The sequence below is a fragment of the Candidatus Omnitrophota bacterium genome, from assembly GCA_016929445.1.
GTDB lineage: Bacteria > Omnitrophota > Gorgyraeia > JAFGIU01 > JAFGIU01 > JAFGIU01.
Window position 1 is genome coordinate 1 of record JAFGIU010000064.1, and the last position, 6245, is coordinate 6245.

Here is a 6245-nt window from a genome sequence, read left to right on the forward strand (position 1 = left end):
GCGCGTGAAATACTCGGCTCCTCAGGGGGCGGTCCATCCGGACCATGGCTTTCAAGTGCAAGTGAACTGGATCACCCACACACCCGGCGCGCCGCGTGTGGTGAGCCGCGCGGTTGTGGTTCTTGGCGAGCATCTCTCCGATCCCACAGGCTATTTCACCGTGCAACTTCAAGCCAATGCGGCGCCGCAATCCATCGCAGACCGCCTTTCCACAACCCGTCCGCACCCACCCCGCCACATCCCCACAGAATGGGAACGCATTGAGCGCGTTCAAGTGGAGCCGTGTGCGAACGCAGCCCCTGGCTTCGAGTTTTGGATCGATTCCATTACGCTGTTTTCCCTGCCGGATGTGCTTCAAACACCCCAGTTGGAACCCGCGCACCCTGCAGTCGATCTGCCGGCCGCAATTCCTATCCCACCCGAACGCCAGGCGGCCCCTCTGATGCAGTTGCCTGCCGCTCTGGGAGCTGCCTTCTAAAAACGTTCACTTTTCTCTACACCCCTGAAAAATAAAGACTTCTGTGTCCGGTTTACCCGGTCTTAGGGCTGCGCAAGTCCGTTCACCTTGGATCAGCTTTGATCAGGATTGCGCTGTATTCAGCATGGCACTGCTCCTGCTCTATATACGGTACGAATTGCAATAAAACCACTAACTCCAGAGGATTTGACCATGTTGCAGAAAAGACTTTTGGGAATCGGGATGCTCAGCGGCGCGCTTCTTTGCCTGACACTGGGCGGGACGGCAAGAGCTGCCATCACCGTGGACGGCCAGCTGGCTGACTGGGGAGTGAACCCCGGTGCCTACGGTTCGAGTGACTGGACTCCGGGTGCAGGCATCTATTTTGTGCAGGAGGACACGAACCCGGCCGTGGATTTCCAGAATCCGGGCTGGGGCGGCCAGAGCTTTGATGCCGAAGGCCTTTATTACACCCGCGACACTTCGAATATTTATGTGGCCCTGGTCAGCGGATTTCCGCTGGAGGGAACCCGCTATGCGGGCCGGAACTACACAACCGGTGATTTGGCCTTTGATTTTGGGAGCGATGGCTCCTATGAAATTGGGGTTCGCCTGAGCGGCTTAACCCCGAGCGACACAACAGCGGCCCTTTTCTCCAGTACGACGTGGAATGATCCCGATCCGTTTACCCAGAGCGGGCCGCTCTCTATTGCCTCCGGGATCCTTGAGGGAAACGCAGCCTTTGGGTATGACGACAGCACATATGCAGCCTACAATCATAACGTGTACGAATTCAGCATCCCTCTAAGTCTGTTGGCGGGTGTCTGGGACAATGTATTTTATTCGGTCAGCGGCCAGCCCCAGTTTACAGTGCATTGGACCATGAGCTGCGGGAATGATGCCATTGATTTGGATGTCACCCATTCACCCGAGCCCTTGAGTTCCGGCCTGTTATTGATCGGCCTCGGCGGCCTTGCCTACCGCAATCGCAACCGCATGCGTTTCAAAGTCTAATCTCCACACACCTCCGGACAGACACGAGCCGCCCTCTCACGAGGGTGGCTCTTTTTTCGCCTTCTCTTGTGCGGAAGCCCGGGCTGTGGCAATCTAGGCCGGATTAGCTCAAGTCACGGCCAGGAGTCTATGTGATCACCCTCACCAACGTAAGCAAAGCCTATGGGGACCAAGTCCTTTATCAGGGCGTGAACCTGCAGATCAATGACGGCGACCGTGTGGGCCTGGTGGGGCCCAACGGCTCCGGCAAGTCCACTCTTTTCCGTTTGCTTATGGAAGAGCAGTCTGCGGATGACGGCAAGATTATGCGCAGCAAAGGCTTGCGCATGGGATACCTGCCCCAGGAATTCCTGCCCAACAGTGAGCTGACGGTTCTGGAGGAAACAGTCTGTACCAATCCCGAACTCCGCCAACTGGAAACAGAACTGCACGAGGTCCTGCAGCAGATGAAAGTCCCTGATCCGCCGCAGAGTCTTCTGGAACGCTACGACCGCTTGCACGCGGCCTTCGAGCACGCCGGCGGCTACGAAGTCGAGTACCGCGCCAAGGCCATTCTCAATGGTTTGGGTTTTAGGCAAGAGGATCTGGACCGGCCTCTCAACGAGATGTCCGGCGGATGGATGATGCGCGTGGAACTGGCCAAGCTGCTGTTGTCCGAACCGCATGTACTGCTTTTGGACGAGCCCACCAATCACCTGGACCTTTATTCCTTGCTCTGGTTTCAGCAATACCTGCAGGATTACCGGGGTACGCTGATCCTTGTTTCCCATGACCGGAGTTTTCTCAATGCCGTGATTTCAAGTGTGGTGGAGTTGAGGGCCAATAAGCTGCTGCGGTATACCGGTGACTATGATTCCTTTGTGGAACAGCGCGACGAAGAGGTGCGCATTCTGCAGGCCGCGCGAAAGAATCAAGAGGACTACCGCCGCCAATCCCAACGCTTCATCAACCGCTTCCGGGCCAAGTCCACCAAGGCCAGCCAAGTGCAGAGCCGGATCAAACAGCTCGAACGCATGGAAGAGATCCCTTTGCCGGATGAAGTGCCCACCATCCATTTTCGCTTTCCCCCGGTTGAGCGCAGCGGGCTCAAAGTGGTGGAGCTCAGGAATGTGTCCCAGGCCTATGGAGAGCGCGTGGTTTACCGCGATCTCAATCTGGAACTCGAGCGCGGCAAAAAAACGGTGCTTGTGGGGCCGAACGGGGCCGGCAAATCCACGCTGCTCAAGATCCTCGGCGAACAGGTGCCCATTCAGAGCGGGGAGATCAAGCTGGGACTGCGTGTAGCTCCCGGCTATTATTCCCAGCACCGCACAGATCTGGCCAACACCAGCCAAAGTGTTTTGGACGCTGCCATGGGCGGAGCTCCGGGCGTGGCCGGGGAGTACGCGCGCACGGTGCTCGGGGGTTTTCTTTTCAGGGGAGACGATGTTCTAAAACCTGTGAGTGTGTTGAGCGGAGGCGAAAAGAGCCGGCTTTCTTTGGTCAAGCACCTGTTGTCCCCGCCCAACCTGCTGCTCCTGGATGAGCCCACAACCCACCTGGACATTGATTCCGTGCAGTGCCTCATTGATGCGCTCAAGATGTACGAGGGGACTCTGGTGTTTATCAGCCATGATCTGCATTTCATCCGGGAAATCGCGGATCAGGTTCTCTTGATCGAGGACGGTCAACTGACGCTCTTCAGGGGGGACTATGAGTATTTTGAGTTTCGGATGCATGAGGAAGGCCGGCAATGGATTGTGCCCGGCGCTCTGGTGGACAAGCCTGTGTTGAAATCCGCCCAGACCGTTGCTCAGAAAGAGATCAAGACCGTCAGCGGTCCAAAATCCAAGGAGCAAAAGCGCCGGGAGGCGGCCGAACGCCAGAAGCGCGCAAAGCAGGCACAGCTTGATCAACAAGCCCGGGCAGCCCGCGGGCCCGATCAGAAGGCTGCACTTTTGCAAGAACAGGCGCAATTAGCCGAGGCCCTGCAAAAACCGGAAATTTACAACAATGCCGAAGAGCTGGAGCGCATCAACCGGCGGCTTAAAGCGATTGCCGTGGCCCTGGAGGAAAAGAATAGTGAATGAATCCCCGCAGAGAAGGCTTCGTCTGAAAAGAAGTCTGGGCTTGGTGCTTTTTTCATGGTGGCTCATTTTCAGTTCGAGTATGGGGATCATGAATCTCGCGGCAGAGCCGGAGCTGTTACCGCCTTTTCTGCGCTTCATGCATATCTGGATCTTTATTGTGATATTCTTGGCCACATTTTTTTTGCTACAATTAAAAGAACCGGCAAGGAGAATTGTTCTGTTGGCCAATGCATGCCTGATCGTGCTTTCCTTGCTGGCGATCCCGGCCACACAGAGAGTGGTTGCGGATCAGGTGAGGGATCGTTTACAGACCTTTGATGTCCAGGCGGAGTTCAATAGTAAAGCCGAGTTTTACCGTCGGCGTTATCCGGATGGAACTGCGGACGAACAAATTGTCGGGGAATTGAACCAGGCTTTGGGCACGGCAAGCCCTCTGGTCATTACCTTGATCGTATTAATCCGGCTGGCTCTTTCGGTGCTTGCGCCTGGCTTGGTCTTGTATTATTTTTCCCGCCGGGACGTCAAACGCCGGTTCGCTTAGTCCCGGACCTGGGGGGCAGGGAATGAGCAAGAATGCGGGGTGGATCCTTGTGCTCGCGGGGATCTTTGCGGTAGCGATTCTCCCGGAATATATCAAGGACGACGACTGGTCCTGGTGGCTTTGCCTGGGGATGCTCGCAGGGGCTTGGGCCTTTATCCACGGTTGGGACGTGCGCAGAAAAAAACGCATGGTCGAGGATACCGCCACCTCAAAGGTTCGATCTCTTGCCATCGGCCTTGTCGAACTCAGCGGCAAGGCTCTTCCTTTTAAGCAGCTTTTTCATGCGCCATTTTCCGGCGAAGACGTGCTTTATTGCCATTACACGGTGAGCGAACACGTGGGCCGCGACACGCATTTGCTGGCCGAATACGAGGCCGGCTATCTTTTTTATCTGGAGGATGAAACCGGGAAGGTGCTTGTTGATCCGGCGAAAGCGGACTGGCATCTCGAAGCCCGCCAGTACCAGACAGGTCCTTTCAGCGGGGATACTGAAGAGTCCTGTTTAAGAGGGCTGGAGGTTTTGGGAGTCCAAGCCCGAAGCCGCGCAGGTTTGAGGAGAAGATTCACTTGCGAGGAATGGACTTTGCGCGGCAAGGAAGATGTCTATGTCCTGGGAACAGCCTCCAACATCCCCCAAGGCCAACGGGAAGGTTTGGGAAACGAGAACGTGATTGTGGGAAAAGGGGAAGGCCGTCCTTTTTATATTTCAGACAAACCCGAAAACGCATTTGTCGGGGATTTGGGAATTGAATTGGGTCTCTGTTTGTACGGCGGCCCTGCTTTGACCGTGGTGTGTTTGGCGGTTTTTATGCTGCGCTATTTCTGACAAAAGGGGGGAGCGATGGGTATTGTGCTGCTGGTAATCCTGATCTTCGGCCTTGTGGGCCTGGCCGGGCTTTTTATCGGTATTTACAACGGTTTGGTGCGGCTGCGCCACAACATCGACAAGGCTTGGGCCAATATCGACGTGCTGCTGAAACAGCGGCACGATGAGCTGCCTAAACTCATGGAAACCTGCAAGGGCTACATGACGCACGAGAGAGGTCTCATTGAAAAAGTCTTGGAAGCCCGGGCCGCTTATTTCAATGCGGGATCCATTGATGCCAAGACCGTGGCGACCAATGAAATGTCCAAGATGCTAAAATCTCTGTTTGCCTTAGCCGAAAACTATCCGGACCTGAAGGCGAACCAGAATTTCCTTCAATTGCAGGGAAGAATCTCAAGTCTGGAAAACGAGATCGCGGACAGGCGGGAATTTTTCAACGAAAGCGTGACCCTTTACAATATCAAAATCCAGCAGTTCCCGGACGTGCTCCTGGCCCGCCAACTGGGATACACTCCTCATCACCTGCTCGAAGTCGCAGAGGAAGACAAGCGGGATGTCGATATCAAATTCTAAGCGCCAGCCGTTGAACTAGGGCTCGTAGTAGGGATTGTCGCCCCGGCCGTGCTCGGTCGCGTCCACGACTTCTTCAATCTCGGGAATTGCGTCTTTGATCGTGGCCTCAATGCCCTGCTTGAGTGTGGCATAGGCCATGCTGCAACCCTGGCAGCCGCCCCCAAAGCGGACATAGACCTTGTTGTCCTTCACCTCGACCAGTTCGGCAACCCCGCCGTGCATGGCAACCCCGGGGTTGATGATTTCTTCAAAAATCTGATTCAGTTTTTCCAGTTTTTCTGCGTCGGTCATAATTTCCTCCTTGGCGCATATTGGGACTGTTGCGAAATAGCCTTTCCGTCATTGCGATCCGCCACGATGTCATGGCGGAGAAGCAATCTTTGTTGCGACAGATCACCACGCTTTCGCTCGTGATGACGACTGAAGCGTTTTTCGCTGTTTCGCAATAGTCCCATATTCTAGGGGAAGCCGCCTCTGGTGTCTAACACCCGGGAATAGTAGAATGTACGGCTATGAGCATCACTTCAAAGGAATTCCTGCAACTGGCCCGGGAAAAAATCCTGATTCTGGACGGCGCCATGGGCACCATGATCCAGCGCCATGCCTTGCAGGAAAAGGATTTCCGTGGGAAGCGCTTCGCCGGTCACCCGGTGGACCTCAAGGGGAATAACGACCTCCTGAGTCTGACCCGCCCGGAGCTCATCCGCCAGGTGCACGCGGATTTCCTGCGGGCCGGCGCCCAGATCATCGAAACTAACACTTTTA

The 6245-nt window shown here is 55.4% G+C and carries 8 protein-coding genes; 7 read left to right on the top strand and 1 reads right to left on the bottom strand.

Annotated elements, in window-relative coordinates:
• From JW937_05685 to JW937_05710, 6 genes are all read left to right on the top strand, one after another.
• Positions 1-478, top strand: a 478-nt coding sequence (locus tag JW937_05685; GenBank protein MBN1586906.1) for a hypothetical protein, incomplete at its 5' end; no start/stop codon positions are given.
• Between the two features lie 192 nt (positions 479-670).
• Complete coding sequence (locus tag JW937_05690; GenBank protein ID MBN1586907.1) at positions 671-1471, top strand: hypothetical protein; 801 nt, start codon at positions 671-673, stop codon at positions 1469-1471.
• Between the two features lie 131 nt (positions 1472-1602).
• On the top strand, positions 1603-3540 hold the full coding sequence (locus tag JW937_05695) for an ATP-binding cassette domain-containing protein (protein ID MBN1586908.1): 1938 nt from the start codon (positions 1603-1605) through the stop codon (positions 3538-3540).
• Positions 3533-4081 carry a hypothetical protein gene (locus tag JW937_05700; protein ID MBN1586909.1) on the top strand — a complete coding sequence of 183 codons (549 nt, stop codon included), beginning with the start codon at positions 3533-3535 and terminating at the stop codon, positions 4079-4081. The genes JW937_05695 and JW937_05700 overlap by 8 nt, the downstream gene beginning before the upstream one ends.
• Before the next feature lie 22 nt (positions 4082-4103).
• Positions 4104-4907, top strand: coding sequence for a hypothetical protein (locus JW937_05705; protein MBN1586910.1), 804 nt, complete (start codon positions 4104-4106; stop codon positions 4905-4907).
• Positions 4908-4922: 15 nt separating this feature from the next.
• Positions 4923-5480 carry a LemA family protein gene (locus JW937_05710; protein MBN1586911.1) on the top strand — a complete coding sequence of 186 codons (558 nt, stop codon included), beginning with the start codon at positions 4923-4925 and terminating at the stop codon, positions 5478-5480.
• A 15-nt stretch (positions 5481-5495) separates the two neighbouring features.
• Here JW937_05710 and JW937_05715 read toward each other — a convergent pair whose 3' ends face one another.
• Entirely contained in the window at positions 5496-5771 is a 276-nt protein-coding gene (locus JW937_05715) for a NifU family protein (GenBank protein ID MBN1586912.1), read from the bottom strand.
• Positions 5772-5992: 221 nt separating this feature from the next.
• Here JW937_05715 and JW937_05720 point away from each other — a divergent pair.
• Positions 5993-6245: homocysteine S-methyltransferase family protein (locus tag JW937_05720; GenBank protein ID MBN1586913.1), on the top strand; the 253-nt coding region annotated here is incomplete at its 3' end.